Raw genomic sequence first — 16361 nt, forward strand, 5'->3', positions numbered from 1 at the left:
CTCTTCCCTTCAAGCGCACGAAATCCACGTGCGGATCGACCGAACGACGGCACTGTCGGGCGTGTCGGCGGACTTCGCCGCGGGTACCGTGACGGCACTCTGCGGCGGCAACGGCTCGGGAAAGTCGACGCTGCTCGGGGTGTTGGCGGGCACTATCGAGCCGCAGTCAGGGCGCGTGCTCGGCACGACGCGGCGGCCGGCCCTCGTGGTTCAGCGCAGCGCGGCGAGCGACACGCTGCCGCTCAGCGTTCTCGAGGTCGTGAGCATGGGCCGCTGGGCACACCGGGGAATGTGGCGGCGACTGGATGCCGGGGATCGCGAGACGGTGCGGTCGTGCATGCGGGCCCTCGGCATCCAGAATCTGGCGGACCGCCCGCTCGGGTCGCTCTCAGGCGGCCAGCGCCAGCGCGCCCTCGTGGCCCAGGGGCTGGCCCGACGGGCCGACGTTCTGCTGCTCGACGAACCGACGGCAGGCGTCGACGCCTCCGCACAGCAATTGATCATCGCCGCACTGCGAGCGGAATCGCGACGCGGGGCGATCGTCGTGCACGCCACGCACGAGGAGAGCGTGCTGAACGAGGCCGACGCGATTCTGCGCCTGGAGCGCGGCCGAACGGTCAGGCCTTCGTGAGCGCCGACTCCTTGTGTGCCGCCTGCTTGCCCGACTTGTCGCTCTCGACGAGGTAGGCGGGATCGTCGGTCGAGGCAGTGAACTTCTGCCCGTCGAACTGGAAATCCTTCGTCTTCTTCTCGACGATCGTTCCGTGAGTCTCGCCCTGTGGCGTGTTCCAGCTGACTTTGTCGCCCTTCGAGAACGTCATGTCTCGCCCCTTACTTCTTGAGGGGGTCGTGGCCCCAGTTCATGAGTGAGTAGCGCCACGGCGTGTCAGCGACCTCGCCCGTCGGTCGCTGCGCCGAGTGCCGCTTGATGTAGCCGAGCACCGTGCGCATGTGCTCGTAGTCCGCCTCGGTGAGCTCGGATTTCTTCTTCTCGAGGATCGAGAGGATGTGCCGACCGCTGCGGTGCCCGATCGCCTCGCCTCCCGCGCTCTGGCCCACGCTGCGCGACTCGTCGGTCGTCAGCCACTTCTCGAGCGCCTTCGGAGTGAGGTTCACCGAGTGGGTGAAGTCCGTCCAGACGTCGGCGTTGTCGTCATCACTGTGGCTCATTCCCTCAGTATCGACCCTCGGCGCACTTTCGTCGCAGGGGAATGAAAATCGGCCCCTTTTGTGGGAATATGACGCTTTTCTGTCGCGCTCAATCGGTTGTCGTATACCCCCCAGGGGTATATGGTCGATGTATGAGCAACACGCATGAGCACCTCGAGCACGCGCATCACGAGCACGACCACATGAGCCACGAGCACGACCACGCGGGTCACGGGCACGCCGGCCAGGAGGCCCACGACCATACGGCGCACTCCGGCCACACGGGCCACGACCACTCGGGACATGGCGGCCACGGCGGCCACGCCGCGCACTTCCGCCGTCTGTTCTGGATCATGCTCGTGATCGCCGTGCCCGTCGTCGCGTTCTCGCCTATGTTCGCGATGCTCCTCGGCTACGACCTGCCCGACAACCTCGTCGTCAGCGCCATCTCCCCCGTGCTCGGAACGGTGATGTTCGTCTGGGGTGGCGCCCCCTTCCTCACCGGAGGGCTCGGCGAGATCAAGGCCCGCCAGCCGGGAATGATGCTCCTCATCGCCCTGGCCATCAGCGTCGCCTTCGTGTCGAGCTGGGGCGCGACCCTCGGCCTGCTCGACCACCAGCTCGACTTCTGGTGGGAGCTCGCCCTGCTGATCGTGATCATGCTGCTCGGCCACTGGATCGAGATGCGCTCCCTCGCCCAGGCGTCGAGCGCCCTCGACAGCCTCGCGGCTCTACTGCCCGACGAGGCAGAGCGGGTGGATGCCGATGGCTCGGTCGTCACCGTCGCCCCGGCCGAGCTGCGCCTCGGCGACACGGTGATCGTGCGCCCCGGCGGCCGGCTGCCCGCCGACGGCGAGGTGATCGACGGCACGGCCGACGTCGACGAATCGATGATCACCGGCGAGTCCCTTCCCGTCTCCCGCAGCAGGGGCGACGCCGTCGTCGCCGGAACGGTCGCGACCGACTCGGCCCTGCGCATCCGGGTCACCGCGACCGGCGACGACACCGCGCTGGCCGGAATCCGAAAACTGGTGACCGACGCGCAGAACTCGTCGAGTCGCGCCCAACGCATCGCCGACCGCGCCGCGGCCTGGCTGTTCTGGTTCGCCCTCGGCGCGGCCGTGATCACCGCGATCGTGTGGTCGCTCGTGGGCAGCCCGAACGACGCGATCATCCGCACCATCACCGTGCTCGTCATCGCCTGCCCGCACGCGCTCGGCCTTGCGATCCCGCTGGTCGTCTCGATCGCGACCGAGCGCGCGGCGAAGGCCGGCGTGCTCGTGAAGGACCGCCTGGCGCTCGAGAGCATGCGCACCGTCGACACCGTGCTGTTCGACAAGACCGGAACGCTCACGACGGGATCGCCGACCGTCACCCACGTGCTCGCTGCAGGCGGCTCGGCCGGCGGCGACCGGCTGGGCGACGACGAGCTGCTGGCACTCGCCGCGTCTGCGGAGGCCGACTCCGAGCATCCGGTGGCCCGCGCGATCGTGGCGGCCGCCGCCGAACGCGGCCTGACGGTGCCGCGGGCCACGGACTTCCGCGCCTCCACCGCGGTGGGCGTCGAGGCCACGGTCGACAGCCGCGTCGTCGCCGTGGGCGGGCCGCGCCTGCTCGAGCAGTCGAATGCTGCAGCGCTGGATGCGACGCGCGGCTGGTCCGCGAACGGCGCGATCGTGCTGCACGTGCTCGCAGACGGCGTGCCGATCGGAGCCATCGGACTCGCCGACGCCGTGCGCCCCGAGTCGAAGCAGGCCGTCGCCGACCTCGCGGCCCGAGGGGTTCAGGTCGTCATGATCACGGGAGATGCGGAGGCGGTGGCGCACTCGGTGGCAGCAGAGCTGGGCATCGAGCGGGTCTACGCGGGTGTGCGCCCGGAGGACAAGTCGTCGACGGTCCGCGAGCTGCAGCAGGAGGGCCGCAAGGTCGCCATGGTCGGAGACGGCGTGAACGACGCCCCCGCCCTGGCCCAGGCCGATGTGGGAATCGCGATCGGCGCCGGAACCGACGTGGCCATCGCCGCGGCCGGCGTCATCCTGGCCGGCGACGACCCGCGCTCGGTCGTCTCGGTGATCGACCTGTCGAAGGCCAGCTACCGCAAGATGACGCAGAACCTGTGGTGGGCGGCGGGCTACAACCTGCTGTCGGTGCCGCTCGCGGCCGGGGTGCTCGCGCCGATCGGCTTCGTGCTGCCCATGGAGATCGGCGCCCTGCTGATGTCGCTCTCGACCATCGTGGTGGCCCTCAACGCGCAGCTGCTGCGCCGAATCGACCTGCGCCCGGGGCGAGCACTCCGCTAACTGAGGACATATTGCCGCGCCCGCCGGGACGCCCCCGGTTTCGCGCGGCTCGCTCGAGGCGAGAGAGCCGCGCGAGGCGATATGTCCTCAGTTAGCAGTCAGATCGGGCTCAGAAGCCGATCGAGGGATCGATGAACTCGTTCGTCACGATCTGGTCGGGCGTGAGTCCGTCGGCCGGAGGCGTTCCGAGCTTCTCGAACAGCGGCGTCGTGATGTCGATGATCTTCTGCACTCGATCGACGTCGAAGTTGCCCACGGCGTCGTCGGATCCGTTGCCCACGAGTCCCAGCTCGACCTGCGCCTTCACCGAGTAGTCGGCGACACCGGGCGTGTAGACCCAGCCGTTGTCGAACTCGTCGACGGCCTTCAGGATGAGCTCGTTGGTGGCGGCCGGGTCGGCGTAGTAGTCGACCGTGGCCTGCTGGATCACGGGCACCAGCGCGGTGAGGCAGGGCGAGAGCTCCTCGAGGTCACCGGTGCGCACCGAGAGCGCCGAGGCGTAGATCGGGTAGCCCGCGTCGTGGATGAGCTGGAACGCGACCGGCTTGCCCCAGTCGGCGATCTCGTTCTCGTAGACGTAGGGCTCGACGGTCGCGAAGCCCTGCTGGGCATCTTTTCCGCCGGCCGCGATGAAGCTCGCGGGGGTGCCGTCGTAGCCGCCGTCGACGTGCGAGGCCGGCAGGATGCCGCTGCCCATCAGGTACTCCATGTAGGCCGCGCCGCCGAAGTAGCGCACGAACGCGTCGGTCTTGCCGAGGTCTTCGATCGTCTTCACATCGGGGTAGGTCGCGGGGTCCCACATGATGATCTGCGGCCCCACCTCGAACGGGGCGAACACGGCGGTGGTGGGCATCTCGTCGCTCAGCTGCACGGCCTCGTCGGTGTTGGCGTAGCCGAGCGTGATGTCGGTGTCGGTGTACTGCTGGCTGGTCACCGTCTGGAACCCGATCGCAGGCCCGCCCGAGCGCACCTCGACGTTGACCCCGGTGTACTCGCCGCTCGCGAACAGGGGCCCGGAGACCGCCTTCTTCGCGGCATCGATCGTGGCATCCGGCCCGATCAGCTGATACAGGTTGCCCTGCTCGGCCTCGGGGTTCCAGTCGGTCTGGATCACGACGTTCGCCGGGCAGCCGGCCGCGGCCAGGTCGAGGGCGCCGATGGGCAGGTCGGCGGATGCCGTGGGCTCGGAATCGGCGGATGCGCCGGTCGAGCAGGCGGCCAGGGTGGCGACGAGCGCGAGCGCCGAGGCCGACGTGGCGACCGTGCGGCCGAACCGCCGGGAGCGGGTGGAGCGGAGCGTGCTGGACATGGTTCTCCTCTGGGTGGATGGTGCGGGGGTGCTGCGGTCGGGTGGAACAGTCAGGCCAGGGTGTCGATCGCGGTCTCTCTGGCCCCGATCGCGAAGCGGTCACGGGTGGTGGTGTAGAAACTGGCGCCGAATCGGGCGACCGGCGCGTAGTCGTGCAGATGAACCCGCCAGGCATCCGTGTCGATCAGCTGGTCGCGGGTGTGCAGCGACACGATGCGGCCGATGAAGATCTCGCGGCTCGCGGTGTCGAGCTTCTCGTGCAGCACGCATTCGAAGGCCACGGGGGCCGCGGCGATGGTGGGCGGGCCGACGAGGCGCGACGGCATGCCGGCCAGACCGACGGCGTCGAGCTCGCTGACGCCGGCGGGCATGCGCTCCCCGCACCGGTCGGCGGCCTCGGCGAGCGGCTCGTCGACCATGTGCACCACGAACTCGCCCGTGCGATCGATGTTGCGGGCGGTGTCCTTCTGCGCTCCCCCGGCGAGCCTGTTGAGGCTGACGAGCAGCAGTGGGGGCTCCTCGCCGAGCATGCAGAACATGCTGAAGGGCGCGGCGTTCACCACTCCGCCCTCGTCGAGCGTGGTCACGAGCGCGATCGGCCGGGGCACGATCAGGCTCGCCATCAGCTTGTAGCGCTCGTATTCGCCGAGTGTCTCGAAGTCGATGTCCTGCGCGCTGCCGGCCACGGCATCCTTCAGATCAGCGCTGTTCGTCAGATCAGCGCTCATGGGAGGCCATCCACCACGAGAACAGCACGTCGCGCAGGCCGTCGCCCCGCTCTGCGTAGCGGGTAGAGAGCCCGCCTCGCCACAGCTCGTCGAAGGCCGCGGCCGTCTCGTCATCGAGCTCGATCTGCACGGACTCGACGCCGATCGGCAGCCCCGCGAAGGCGGGCCGGTACTGCGGGTCGCGGGTCAGGCGCCGCTCGGTTCGGATGGCGGGCTGCGCGAACTGTGCCGGTGTGCGCTGCGAGTCGTATTCGTAGATGGTCGGCACGGCGTCGAGGTCGGCGATCGATGCGCGGAACCTCTGCACTCGCACCGGTTTCAGCGAGAAGTTGCTGGTGGGCTGCACGTCGGAGCCGCAGATGTTCGGCACGGCCAGCACATCCATGACCGCGAGCAGCTCGATGTGGTCGCCGGGGGCGGTGTCCTGCCTGCGGATGCGCTGCTGCCCGTCGACCACCTCGGTCGCCATGAAGATGTTGAACGAGTCGTGCACGTCGTCGGGCGTGAGCCCGTATTCGCGCTGCGCCTCTGCCTGAATGTCGGCGCAGTTGGTGTGCTGGCGAAAGCCGTGCACCGATTCGTACATGTTCGCGCTGCACCGGGGGAAGAGCACGTCGTTGCAGTGCACGCTGTCGCTCAGGATGAAGAGCATCGCCCGCTCGCGCGGCGGCGCCGACCAGAGGAAGTCGCCGGTGGTGGGGTTGATTCCGTGAAGCGTTCTCGTTCGTCCGCAGTGGAAGGCCTCGCGGTAGTCGTCGAGGCTGAAGGCGTTGAAGTCGAGGCACTGCGATCCCGCGATCTGCTCGAGGCGCAGGATCTCGCCGGCGTACAGCTCGATCGCCTTTCCGGTGCCGGGCTCGAGCACGAACTCCTCGAGCAGAACGCGCTCGGCCCCCGGGGCGGCCGACGACCCGTCGAGCAGCGCCTCACGCCATGAGCTCTCCCGACGGCTGGTGGCCGGCATCGGTAGGCGGGTGATCGAGCCCGTCTGCGTCTCGAGAACGGCACGCCGCAGGAGAGCCGACGGGTCCGCCGCCTCCCCGTCGGCGACCGACCGGGCGATGAGCTCTCGCTGCTGGCGGGTGAGACGCATCGCGGTCGCGGTCGTCGTGGTGGTCATGTCGTCTCCTGCTCGGGCGGTTCGAATGGTTAAGTATGCACATCGCTATGTTTCGGTATACCGAACAGTGATGTTACGAGTACGTAAACTCCGATCAGACGGCTACGATGGACCCATGAGCGACTCCCCCGCCGCACCGGTCTCCCGCGGCGACGGCATCTACCTCGCCCTCCGCGAGGCGATCATGGAGAGCGCACTCGCGCCCGAGACGAAGCTGCCCGAAGACACCCTCGGCAAGAGCTTCGGCGCGAGTAGAACCATCGTGAGAGCAGCCCTCGCGCGGCTCGCGGCCGAGGGGCTCGTCGAGGTGGGCAAGACGAAGTCGGCGCGGGTCGCGCATCCCGGCCGAGACGAGGCCCGCGAGGTGTTCACCGTGCGCCGCGCCCTCGAACGGGCGACCGTCGCACTGCTGGCCGACGGCTGGTCGCCGTCGTACGCCGAGCCCATCCGGGCCCACATCGAGGCCGAGGCCCGCGCATCCGCCGACGCCGACCACAAGCTGTCGGTCAGGCTGGGCGCCGAGTTCCACATCCTGCTCGCCGAGCTCACAGGAAACCGGCTGCTGCTGCGCCACATCAACGAGATCGTGGGCCGCAGCACCCTCATCCTGGCCGTCTACGGCGCCGCGCATCCACAGGCCGACAGCCTGCGCGAGCACGAGGAGCTGCTCGAGGCCATGGCGGCGGGCGACGCCACGCGGGCCGAGGGCATCGTCGACCGGCACATCCAATCGGTCGAGGGCCGGGCGCTCATTCCCGACGACACGATCGAGCGTTCGCTCGACGAGGTGCTCGCGCCATATTCCTCCGGATCACGCTCCACCGCATCGCGCCGAGGCTGAACCCGCCGCCGAACCGGCACACCCCCATTGGCAACCCAGGCGCACCGTGCTTGTCTTGAGCCATGCCCGAGATCCCCATGTTCCCCCTCGGCACCGTTCTCTTTCCCTACATGCCGGTGTCGCTGCGTCTCTTCGAGGAGCGCTACCTCGTGATGCTCGCGAAGATGCTCGAGGTCGAGCAGCCCCAGTTCGGTGTCGTGCTGATCGAGCGGGGGCAGGAGGTGGGCGGGGGCGAGCACCGGTTTCAGCTGGGAACGCTCGCACTCATCACCGAGATGGCCGGCGGCGAGGGCTTCGTGGCCGTGAACGCGGAGGGCGGCTCGCGCTTCGAGGTGGTCGGCTGGCTCGACGACGACCCGTACCCACAGGCGCAGATCCGCTTCCTCGAGCCGCTCGAGTGGGACGAGTCGCTGCGCTCGCTGCGCGACGACACCGAGCAGGCCGTGCGCCGGGCCCTCGCGGTGGCGAGCGAATTCACCGAGCAGCGGTGGGCATCCGTCGTCGAGCTCTCGGCCGACCCGCTCGAGGCCTGCTGGCAGCTCGCGGGCATCGCGCCCGTCGGCGAGCTCGACCAGCTCGCGTTCCTCGGCGCGATCTCGATGGAGGAACTGCTCACCACCGTTCTCGAACGGTCGACGGATGCGGCCGAGTCGTTCGCATCGGCCTGGTCGGCCGGCCCCGGCCCGAACAGCACGGACACCTTTCCCGGAGACGACCTCGAGGGCGATCGGTGAGCACCCCGCGGGCGGCGGCCGACGATGCTCAGGCGCCCTCGACGACGCTCTGGTTCAACGGTGCTGTCGCCTTCGTTCTCGCGGGCATCGTCGCCATCACGCTGCACGAGCTCGCCCGGTTCCTGACGGCGATCGCACTGCAGTCAAGGGCGACGCTCTACCCGAGCTACATCGAATTCGACATCACCCAGACGCAGACGCTCATCCTCACGTCGACGGCCGCCGCGGTCACGAGCCTGGTCACCGGACTCGCGCTCATCTTCGCCGCCCGCATCTGGGGAGCGGGGATCACCCGCCTCTTCGTCACCTGGCTCGGCTTCATCAGCGTTCAACTCGTGTTCAGTTCGCTGCTGCTGGCGCCCATCACGGGCGCGGGCGACGCGGCGACCCTGCTGTTCTGGTTCGGCGCCCCTGAATCGCTCTACTGGATCGGATTCGTGGTCGGCGCCGCGGGAACCGTGCTGCTCGCCCGCCTCTTCGCCACGCGCGTCACCGCGTACGCCGACGGCTCTGTCAGTTCGATGCGCTCCCTCGGAATCGGATCCTGGGCGGCGGGAACCGGGGTGCTGGTCTTCGTCTACGCGCTCACCTTCACGTTCACGACGCGGAGCCACCCCATCGAGATGGTGAGCGACACGCTCATCGGTGTCGCGGCATCCGGCATCTTCGCGCCGCTGTTCTACCCATTCAAGGGCACCGTGCGCATCGTCAACGAGTTCCTGCGGTTCAGGCGGCCGACCGCCGCGCTGCTCTGCCTCGTCGCCGTCGGCCTCGTGCTCGTGTTCGTGCTGAACAACGGGGTGGAGTTCAGCCCGGAGTCGACCGGTTCGTCGGCCGCGACGGGGGCGACGGCAGGTACGGTTGCGACGGCTCCGGATGCGGCGGGCTCAACGCGCTGACGAGCCGGCGACCGCCGCCGCGAGCTCCTCGTCGATGATCGCGAGCGTGTCGAGCCCGGCCAGCTCCTCGGCGAAGCGTCGCGCCCTGGCGCGGTAGCCCGCGTCGGCCAGCACGGCGCGCACGGCCGAGCCCACGGCATCCGGGGCCGGCGTGCCGGTGCGCAGATTGATGCCCGCCCCCGACCAGCCGACGCGGGCCGCGACCTCGGGCTTGTCTTCGGTGTCGCCCGCGACGACCAGGGGAACGCCCGCGGCGAGCGCGGCCTGCACCCCGCCGAAGCCGCCGTTGGTCACGACGACGTCGGTGAGCGGCAGCAGCCTGTCGTAGGGAAGGTAGTCGGCGACGCGAACGTTGGCCGGAACCTCGCCGAGCCCCTGCGCGGGGCGACCGCCCATCGAGACCACGACCAGCACGTCGTCGTCGGCAAGGGCCGCGATCGTGGGCCTGATGAGGCGGTCGAGGTCGTGATTGTCGATCGTTCCCTGGGTGACGTGCACGACGGGGCGCGATCCGTCGAGGTCGCCCCACCAGTCGGGCAGCGCGGCGCCGCCTTCGGACGGCAGCGCCCCGACGAAGCGCACGTTCGGCGTGAGGTCGCCGCGGGGGTACTCGAGGGTCGCCGGGCCGAGCTGAAGGAAACGGTCGAAGGCTCCCGAGATGTCCATCACGAAGAGTGCAGACTTCGGCGCCCCGATCTCGGCGAACGCCGCCTGGGCCGCGCGCTGGGTATCGCGGAAGAGCACCCGGCGGGCGAGCGCGTTCAGGGCGCGATTGCGGATGCGGCCCAGCGGCGTCGCCGACGGCGCCATGCCGAGACCGGCCGGCGCCGTGTCGCGGCTGAGCTGGGTGAGGGGGGTCACACCCACAGCGAGGATCGGCGGGCGCTGCACGGCGGCAGCCGTGTCGGCCAGCAGCGGCGAGACGCCGCCGAACGCGCCGTCAACCAGGATGGCGTCGATGTGCTCGCGCTCGAGCACGGAACGAACCGAGCGGTACTGAGCCGGAATCGTCTTGACGAAGATGTTCTGGATGTCGTACTGCGCCTGGGCGAGACCCCGGTACCTGTCGCGATCGGGCAGGTAGCTCTCGACATCCCGGTCGTCGAAGTCGGCGCGGCCTTCGAGGGGCACGAACTCCATGCCCGCGCCCTCGATCTTCTCGGCGAACCTCGTTCCCGTGAGCATGATCACCCGGTGCCCCTGCGACACGAGGTGCGCCCCGATCACCGCCAGCGGCGACGCGTGGCCGTGCACCGGAGTACTGCAGATCAGATAGGTGCTCATTGCTCCCCCGCGCTTGCCGTCGAATTGACTATACCGACACGTTATCGAAATCGATCCTCAGGTGCTGGCGTTCACCTGCCCGACGGAGAAGACTGAAGAGATGACGACCACCACAGACACCCTCGCCGATGCATTCCAGAGAATCCAGCAGATCGTGCGCCGCACCGTCGACGGCGCCTCGGAGGCGGTGCTCACGTTCCGTGTCGACGACGAGGCGAACACGGTGGCGTGGCTGGTGTGGCACCTCACCCGCGTTCAAGACGGGCACGTATCCGAGCTCGCCGGCGTCGACGAGCTCTGGGTCGACGGCGGCTGGCACGATCGCTTCGGCCTGCCCTTCGATGCCTCGGCGACGGGCTACGGGCAGTCCTCGTCCGAGGTCGCGCAGGTGCGCGGCGTCTCCTCCGACGACCTGATCGGCTACCACGACGCCGTCTGCGCCCGCACGCTCGACTACGTCGCGACGCTGGGCGACGAGGACTTCGGGCGCGTCGTCGACACCTCGTGGACTCCGCCTGTGACCCTCGCGGCGCGGCTCGTGAGCGTCATCTCCGACGACCTGCAGCACGCGGGTCAGGCGTCGTTCGTGCGCGGCGTCGCGGAGCGCGCCGGGGCCTGAGCTGCGGGGCGCTCCGCGTCCGGTGTCAGGTGCGGCGGCGCCTCTGCCGCGACGTCAGCGCGATGTAGGCGCTCAGCGCGCCGCTCGCGCCGAGCCCGATTCCCATGAGCGGGCCGCTCCAGCTGCCGAAACGCTTGCGGTCGCTCACGGCGAGCTCGCCGATGCCCCGGATGAACGCGGCCGCGATGACGCCGGCCACCACGCGGTTGCCCACCTTCTCGACGCGCGCTACCAGCGGGTCGAGTTCGGATGCGCGCAAGTGCACCTCGATGCCGTTGCGGTCGATCACGTCGAACACTTTGCGGATCTTGTCGGGCAGCTCGATTCCGAGCTCCGCCGCCTCGAGGCCGGCCGCGGCCAGGCGTTTGGCTATCGCCGCGGGTGAGAACTTCGACAGCGCGAGTTTCGTCGCGTACGGCTTGAGGGCATCCCCCAGGCTGAACGTCGGATCGAGCAGCACGCCCATGCCATCGACCATCAGCAGCATGCGCAGCAGCATCACGATGGAGGGCTGCAGCTGCAGTCGGTTGTGCCGCAGAACGGTGAGCAGCTTGTTGATGAGCGCGCCCATGTCGACCTCTCCGAGGCCCTTGCCCCGGTAGATGTCGATGAAGCCCACGAGGTCTGCGCGCAGCGACTCCGCATCGATCGACTTCTTCGAACTCGACAGGGCGATGAGCGCCGACGCCATGCGGTCGGGGTCGTGCCTGCTCAGGGCCATGAAGAGGTCGGCGAGCTGGCCGCGCAGGGTCTCGTCGATCTGCCCGACCATGCCGAAGTCGATGAGCCCGATTCGACCGTTCGGCTCGACGAAGAGGTTGCCGGGGTGGGGGTCGGCGTGGAAGACCCCGTCGACGAAGACCATCTGGGCGATGGCATCGACGGCGTGGGTGACGATGCCGGGGCGGTCGATTCCCGCGGCGTCGAGGCCGGCGATGTCGTCGACCTTGAGGCCCGTGATGCGCTCGAGGGTCAGCACGCGCGTGGTGCTCGTGTCCCAGAAGACGCGGGGGATCTGGATGGTGTCGTCGCCCGCGAAGTTGGCGGCGAAGATCTCGGCGTTGCGGCCCTCGTGCGTGTAGTCGAGCTCCTCACGCAGTGTGCGCGCGAACTCGTCGGTGATGCCGGTGATGTTGTAGTCGGCGGCGAGCTTCCACTGGCGAGAGGCGCGCACGGCGAGCGTGTGCAGGATCTCGAGGTCGATGGCGATGTTCGTCGCGATGTCGGGCCGCTGCACTTTGACGACGACCTCTGTTCCGTCGTGCAGCGTGGCGAGGTGGGCCTGGCCGATCGACGCACTGGCGAGCGGCTTGAGCTGGAAGCTCGCGAAGACCTTGTCGGGCTGGTCGCCGAGTTCCTCGACGATGAGGCGCTTGATCACCGGGCCGGGCACGGCGGGCGCGCGGTCTTGCAGCTTGGCCAGCTCGGTCAGGTAGTCGGGCGGCAGGATGTCGGAGCGCGTCGACAGAAGCTGACCGAGCTTCACGAAGGTCGGGCCGAGTTCTTCGAGGGCTCGCCGGAGATTCTCGGGGTTGCTCGCCCGCGACTGCTCCTGCGAGGCGGGCTCGAAGCGCTCGAGGCCGGTGGCCCCGATGATGAAGCTGAGCCCGTGCCTGCTCAGCACGCTGGCGATCTCCCGGTAGCGTTCGAGCCGCGTTCCGACGGCTGCGGCGATCGGATTAGCCACGCGGTGCCCCCTGTGCCTCGGTCATGCGCCCATCCTGCCACGCGCCCGGCCACTAGTCTCGAGGGAGCTCATCGACGAGCACGCAACAACCGGCGAGCAGCCGGGCTAGGGGAACGATCGAACATGGCACCGCTCTGGACACTTCACGGCGACGGCAAGAACGTCGAGGCGGATGCCGTGGTCAAGCCGGGTGAGCGACTCACCTGGCCGCGCATGATCGGGCTGGGCGGCCAGCACGTGGTCGCCATGTTCGGCGCGACCTTCCTGGTTCCCGTGCTCACGGGGTTCCCGCCCGCGACGACGCTGCTGTTCTCCGGCATCGGCACGCTGCTGTTCCTGCTGATCACGAAGAACCGGCTCCCGAGCTACCTCGGATCCTCCTTCGCGTTCATCGCCCCGATCACAGCCGCCGTCGCGTCCACGGGCATGGGCGGCGCTCTCTTCGGCATCCTCGCCGTCGGCGCGCTCCTCGCCCTGGTCGGCGTGGTCGTTCTGATCACCGGCATCGGCTGGATCAACACCCTGATGCCGCCCGTCGTCTCGGGTGCCATCGTGGCCCTGATCGGCTTCAACCTGGCTCCCGCGGCGAAGAACAACTTCCAGCTCGCGCCGCTGACGGCACTCATCACCCTGGCCGCGGTCATCTTCTCGACCGTGCTGTTCAGGGGCATGCTCGCCCGCCTGTCGATCTTCATCGGCGTCGTCGTGGGCTACATCGCGGCGGTCATCGCGGGCGAGGTCGACTTCTCGGCGGTCGGCGACGCAGCCTGGGTGGGGCTCCCCCAGTTCGCCCTGCCCGCCAACCCGTTCGCCGATTCCGCGGTCTGGGGTGTGCTCCCCGCCTTCCTTCCGGTCGTGCTCGTGCTCGTCGCCGAGAACGTGGGCCACATCCGCGGCGTCGCGCAGATGACGGAGTCGCCCGAGGTGAACAGGCTCACGGGCCGCGCCCTCCTGGCCGACGGCCTGGCAACCGTGCTCGCCGGCTTCGGCGGAGGATCGGGCACCACCACCTACGGCGAGAACATCGGAGTGATGGCCGCGACCCGCATCTACTCGACTGCCGCCTACTGGATCGCCGGTGCCGTCGCCATCCTCCTCGGACTCTCACCCAAGGTCGGCGCCCTCATCAACACGATCCCGGCGGGCGTGCTCGGCGGCGTGACCACCGCGCTCTACGGCCTGATCGGCATCATCGGCGTGAAGATCTGGCTCGACAACAAGGTGGACTTCTCGAAGCCGGTCAACCAGTTCACGGCGGCCACCGCGCTGATCATCGGCATCGCCGACTTCACCCTGAACGCCGGCTCGGTCACCTTCAACGGCATCGCGCTCGGAACGGTCGCCGCCATCGTGATCTACCACGCGATGACCGCCGTGGCCCGGCTGCGCGGCACGGATGGCGGCCCGCGCGACGCCTGATCGCCAGACGGCCGGTCACGACCAGGGCAGCGTCAAGAACTCCAGCTCTGCTCCGGCCTGGGCGCCCGCACTCGAGCAGACCAACACACCGGATGCGTCGGCCAGGCCTCGGAGCATCGCCGACCCGGTGAACGCACTCGGCAGGGCGAGCCCGTCGACTCTCCGGAACGGGATGAGCCGCGTCTCGCCGCGACCCGCGGGCACGGCCCGAGCCAGCCGGATGCGCGACAGCCCCGGCATTCCCCCGCCCGAAAGCGCGGCCAGCACCGGCTCGGCCAAGGTCACCAGCCCCATCATCGCCGCGAGCGGATTGCCGGGAAGCCCGATCAGCAGTCGCCCGTCGTCGAGACGCGCCAGCAGGCTCGGACCGCCCGGTCGCATCTCGACCCCGCCGACGAGGATGCGTGCGCCGAGTCGCGAGAGGGCCGCGCGCAGGTGGTCTGCCGACGACGAGCCCGTGCCCCCGGTCGTGATGACCACGTCGCTCTCGCTCGGCTCCGCAGACAACGCCGCCGCGAGCGCCTCGAGGTCGTCGCCCACTCGGGCCTCGCGAACGACCTCGCCGCCCAGCAGGCCGACGAACGCCGGCAGCTGCGGGCCGAAACTGTCGCGCACGGTGCCCGGCGCCGGGATGCCGCGCGTCACCACCTCGTCGCCCGTGAGCACGAGAGACACCCGGCCTCGCGCCCGCACGACGAGCTCGTCGGCTCCGCACGCGGCGGCGACCGCGATGTGCGCCGGATTCACCCGCACGCCCGCCTCGATCGCCACCTCTCCCCGGCGGAACTCCTCGCCCGCCGGCCGGATGTGCTGGCCGGGCGACGGCTCGACCGAGGCCTGCAGCTCGCCGCCGACGACCTCGCCCGCCTCGCTGCGCAGCACCGCGTCGGCCCCCTCGGGAATGAGTCCACCCGTCACGATCGCGCGGGCGTCGTTCACCCCGAGCGCAGCTGTGGGAGTCTCAGACGCCGGCCGCAGCACCCAGGGACCCGACCCGCGAACGGCCCAGCCATCCATCGCCGACGACGCGTAGTGCGGAACGTCGCAGAGGGCGACCACCGGATCGGCGAGGACGCGTGCGACCGCCGCGGAAAGAGGGAGGGAGACCGGCGGCAACGGAGCCCCGGCGGCGAACGCGAGCTCGCGGGCCTCGGCCCACGAGGCGCGCTGCCCTCCCGGCGCCGCGCTCACCTCTCGAGGCTGCGCGCGAGAGCTGCGGCGATCTCGGAAGCCCGCGCCGTGGCCTCTTCGCCGCTCGCCTCGCCGAGCGCGGCGGCGCGGCCCGCCGCGTAGCCCACCAGATAGGTGGTGAGCGGCGCCGCCGGACGCAGGACCGCGTGCGCCGCGACCCCCGCGAGCGCCAGCACGGCATCGATGTCGACCTCGAAGTCGGCGATGTCCAGCTCCCGGGCGAGGGAGGCGCTCCAGCGCTCCAGCGTCTCGGTCATCTGCGCCTGCTCCTCGGGCGACCGCGCGGGCTTCGCCGGCTTCTCGGTGTTCGGCTTCTCGGTGTTCGGCTTCTCGGTGTTCGGCTGGTCGTCGCTCACGCTCGACTCCTCTGCTCGTCAGGGTGCTCGTGTGGGTGCTCGTCGGGGGATGGTGCATCGGTGGGCGGCTCGATGCCGAAGGCGGCCGCGTCGGGCCAGGTGTCGACGTCGCTCGTGGAGCCCGCAGCGTCTGAGAGTTCGCGCAGGTCGAGCGACGCGATCAGCGAGCGCATCGAGGCTCCGTCGAGGGTTCCGGATGCACGCAGCGCCTCCACCGCATCGGCCAGCGCGCGGCGGCTGTAGACCGCCGCCAGGGGCTGAAGCATGCCGGAGGAATCGACCAGGAGCGCACCGTCGAAGCCGGCCAAGGGCAGCGACTCGACGAGAGCGGAGACGGCGCCAGCGATCTCGGGCATGTCGCAGGCGAGCACCAGCACGACGTCCGTGACATCCGTTGCGGAGGCCTGCTGCCCTTCGAGGGCGCGAACCCCCGCGCCGATCGCCGCCGCGGGGCCGCCGAAGGGCGGGTCCTCGCGCGTGAACCGGACGCGCGCATCCCGGGCCGGCGCATCCGTGCCCTGCGCATCCGAAACGTGCGCACCCGGCGCACCCGGCGCATCCGGCGCATCCGGACCCACGACGACCACGCGCCTCGCGCCGCCCCGCAGCGCGGAATCGACCGTGTTCTGCAGCAGCGTCGCACCGTGCCAAAGCAGCTGCGCCTTGGGCACGCCCGAGAGACGGGAGGACCTTCCGCCCGCGAGCACGATCGCGTCGAGCAGCAT

At 69.8% G+C, this 16361-nt stretch carries 17 protein-coding genes; 7 read left to right on the forward strand and 10 right to left on the reverse strand.

Features of this window, described 5'->3' with window-relative positions:
• The first annotated feature begins 28 nt into the window (after positions 1–28).
• The gene (aztA, locus tag ASF06_RS08515) at positions 29–631 is read left to right on the forward strand and encodes a zinc ABC transporter ATP-binding protein AztA (RefSeq protein WP_235500944.1); all 603 of its coding nucleotides are present in this window, start codon (positions 29–31) and stop codon (positions 629–631) included.
• Here aztA and ASF06_RS08520 read toward each other — a convergent pair.
• Together ASF06_RS08520 and ASF06_RS08525 are read right to left on the reverse strand one after the other, a co-directional pair.
• Complete coding sequence (locus ASF06_RS08520) at positions 618–821, reverse strand: DUF2945 domain-containing protein (protein ID WP_055926264.1); 204 nt, start codon at positions 819–821, stop codon at positions 618–620. The genes aztA and ASF06_RS08520 overlap by 14 nt on opposite strands.
• 10 nt (positions 822–831) lie before the next feature.
• Complete coding sequence (locus ASF06_RS08525) at positions 832–1170, reverse strand: DUF3140 domain-containing protein (RefSeq protein ID WP_055945565.1); 339 nt, start codon at positions 1168–1170, stop codon at positions 832–834.
• A gap of 131 nt (positions 1171–1301) precedes the next feature.
• On the opposite strand from ASF06_RS08525, the gene ASF06_RS08530 reads away from it, so the two are divergent.
• Entirely contained in the window at positions 1302–3449 is a 2148-nt protein-coding gene (locus tag ASF06_RS08530) for a heavy metal translocating P-type ATPase (protein WP_055945568.1), read from the forward strand.
• A gap of 109 nt (positions 3450–3558) precedes the next feature.
• Here the strand turns inward: ASF06_RS08530 and ASF06_RS08535 are convergent, their stop codons facing one another.
• From ASF06_RS08535 to ASF06_RS08545, 3 genes are read right to left on the reverse strand one after another with little or no spacing between them, the layout of a single operon-like run.
• A complete protein-coding gene (locus tag ASF06_RS08535; RefSeq protein WP_055945570.1) occupies positions 3559–4758 on the reverse strand; it encodes a hypothetical protein in 1200 nt (399 codons plus the stop codon).
• Between the two features lie 50 nt (positions 4759–4808).
• Positions 4809–5486 carry a flavin reductase family protein gene (locus tag ASF06_RS08540; protein ID WP_055945572.1) on the reverse strand — a complete coding sequence of 226 codons (678 nt, stop codon included), beginning with the start codon at positions 5484–5486 and terminating at the stop codon, positions 4809–4811.
• Positions 5476–6606, reverse strand: a complete 1131-nt coding sequence (locus ASF06_RS08545; RefSeq protein ID WP_055945574.1) for a DUF1989 domain-containing protein — start codon at positions 6604–6606, stop codon at positions 5476–5478. Before ASF06_RS08545 ends, ASF06_RS08540 begins: the two co-directional genes overlap by 11 nt.
• Before the next feature lie 115 nt (positions 6607–6721).
• Here ASF06_RS08545 and ASF06_RS08550 point away from each other — a divergent pair, with 115 nt between their 5' ends.
• From ASF06_RS08550 to ASF06_RS08560, 3 genes are all read left to right on the forward strand, one after another.
• Complete coding sequence (locus ASF06_RS08550; RefSeq protein WP_055945576.1) at positions 6722–7447, forward strand: GntR family transcriptional regulator; 726 nt, start codon at positions 6722–6724, stop codon at positions 7445–7447.
• A gap of 62 nt (positions 7448–7509) precedes the next feature.
• A complete protein-coding gene (locus ASF06_RS08555; RefSeq protein ID WP_055945578.1) occupies positions 7510–8181 on the forward strand; it encodes an LON peptidase substrate-binding domain-containing protein in 672 nt (223 codons plus the stop codon).
• Positions 8178–9080, forward strand: a complete 903-nt coding sequence (locus tag ASF06_RS08560) for a hypothetical protein (protein WP_055945579.1) — start codon at positions 8178–8180, stop codon at positions 9078–9080. The genes ASF06_RS08555 and ASF06_RS08560 overlap by 4 nt, the downstream gene beginning before the upstream one ends.
• Here the strand turns inward: ASF06_RS08560 and ASF06_RS08565 are convergent.
• The gene (locus tag ASF06_RS08565) at positions 9069–10364 is read right to left on the reverse strand and encodes a glycosyltransferase (RefSeq protein ID WP_055945581.1); all 1296 of its coding nucleotides are present in this window, start codon (positions 10362–10364) and stop codon (positions 9069–9071) included. The genes ASF06_RS08560 and ASF06_RS08565 overlap by 12 nt on opposite strands.
• A 100-nt stretch (positions 10365–10464) precedes the next feature.
• On the opposite strand from ASF06_RS08565, the gene ASF06_RS08570 reads away from it, so the two are divergent.
• Positions 10465–10983: a mycothiol transferase gene (locus tag ASF06_RS08570; protein ID WP_055946351.1), complete on the forward strand. Its 519-nt coding sequence runs from the start codon at positions 10465–10467 to the stop codon at positions 10981–10983.
• A gap of 25 nt (positions 10984–11008) precedes the next feature.
• On the opposite strand, the gene ASF06_RS08575 is transcribed toward ASF06_RS08570, so the two are convergent.
• Positions 11009–12670, reverse strand: a complete 1662-nt coding sequence (locus ASF06_RS08575; protein WP_235500945.1) for an ABC1 kinase family protein — start codon at positions 12668–12670, stop codon at positions 11009–11011.
• Between the two features lie 123 nt (positions 12671–12793).
• On the opposite strand from ASF06_RS08575, the gene ASF06_RS08580 reads away from it, so the two are divergent.
• Positions 12794–14089 (forward strand): uracil-xanthine permease family protein, encoded by a 1296-nt coding sequence (locus ASF06_RS08580; protein ID WP_055945583.1) that lies wholly within the window; start codon positions 12794–12796, stop codon positions 14087–14089.
• A gap of 15 nt (positions 14090–14104) precedes the next feature.
• Here the strand turns inward: ASF06_RS08580 and ASF06_RS08585 are convergent, their stop codons facing one another.
• The 3 genes from ASF06_RS08585 to mobA are packed head-to-tail and all read right to left on the reverse strand — an operon-like array spanning position 14105 to position 16361.
• A complete protein-coding gene (locus ASF06_RS08585; protein WP_055945585.1) occupies positions 14105–15280 on the reverse strand; it encodes a molybdopterin molybdotransferase MoeA in 1176 nt (391 codons plus the stop codon).
• The gene (locus ASF06_RS08590; RefSeq protein WP_235500946.1) at positions 15277–15636 is read right to left on the reverse strand and encodes a DUF6457 domain-containing protein; all 360 of its coding nucleotides are present in this window, start codon (positions 15634–15636) and stop codon (positions 15277–15279) included. Before ASF06_RS08590 ends, ASF06_RS08585 begins: the two co-directional genes overlap by 4 nt.
• Positions 15633–16361, reverse strand: coding sequence for a molybdenum cofactor guanylyltransferase (gene mobA, locus ASF06_RS08595; protein WP_055945587.1), 729 nt, complete (start codon positions 16359–16361; stop codon positions 15633–15635). The genes ASF06_RS08590 and mobA overlap by 4 nt, the downstream gene beginning before the upstream one ends.

The organism is Agreia sp. Leaf244, assembly GCF_001422695.1.
Classification (GTDB): Bacteria; Actinomycetota; Actinomycetes; order Actinomycetales; family Microbacteriaceae; genus Agreia.

Excerpts from the sequence above, each read along its gene's own strand:
- ASF06_RS08520 (WP_055926264.1), bottom strand. The coding sequence starts at position 821 with ATGACGTTCTCGAAGGGCGACAAAGTCAGCTGGAACACGCCACAGGGC.
- ASF06_RS08525 (WP_055945565.1), bottom strand. The coding sequence starts at position 1,170 with ATGAGCCACAGTGATGACGACAACGCCGACGTCTGGACGGACTTCACC.
- ASF06_RS08530 (WP_055945568.1), top strand. The coding sequence starts at position 1,302 with ATGAGCAACACGCATGAGCACCTCGAGCACGCGCATCACGAGCACGAC.
- ASF06_RS08535 (WP_055945570.1), bottom strand. The coding sequence starts at position 4,758 with ATGTCCAGCACGCTCCGCTCCACCCGCTCCCGGCGGTTCGGCCGCACG.
- ASF06_RS08540 (WP_055945572.1), bottom strand. The coding sequence starts at position 5,486 with ATGAGCGCTGATCTGACGAACAGCGCTGATCTGAAGGATGCCGTGGCC.
- ASF06_RS08545 (WP_055945574.1), bottom strand. The coding sequence starts at position 6,606 with ATGACCACCACGACGACCGCGACCGCGATGCGTCTCACCCGCCAGCAG.
- ASF06_RS08550 (WP_055945576.1), top strand. The coding sequence starts at position 6,722 with ATGAGCGACTCCCCCGCCGCACCGGTCTCCCGCGGCGACGGCATCTAC.
- ASF06_RS08555 (WP_055945578.1), top strand. The coding sequence starts at position 7,510 with ATGCCCGAGATCCCCATGTTCCCCCTCGGCACCGTTCTCTTTCCCTAC.
- ASF06_RS08565 (WP_055945581.1), bottom strand. The coding sequence starts at position 10,364 with ATGAGCACCTATCTGATCTGCAGTACTCCGGTGCACGGCCACGCGTCG.
- ASF06_RS08570 (WP_055946351.1), top strand. The coding sequence starts at position 10,465 with ATGACGACCACCACAGACACCCTCGCCGATGCATTCCAGAGAATCCAG.
- ASF06_RS08580 (WP_055945583.1), top strand. The coding sequence starts at position 12,794 with ATGGCACCGCTCTGGACACTTCACGGCGACGGCAAGAACGTCGAGGCG.
- mobA (WP_055945587.1), bottom strand. The coding sequence starts at position 16,361 with ATGCTGCTCGACGCGATCGTGCTCGCGGGCGGAAGGTCCTCCCGTCTC.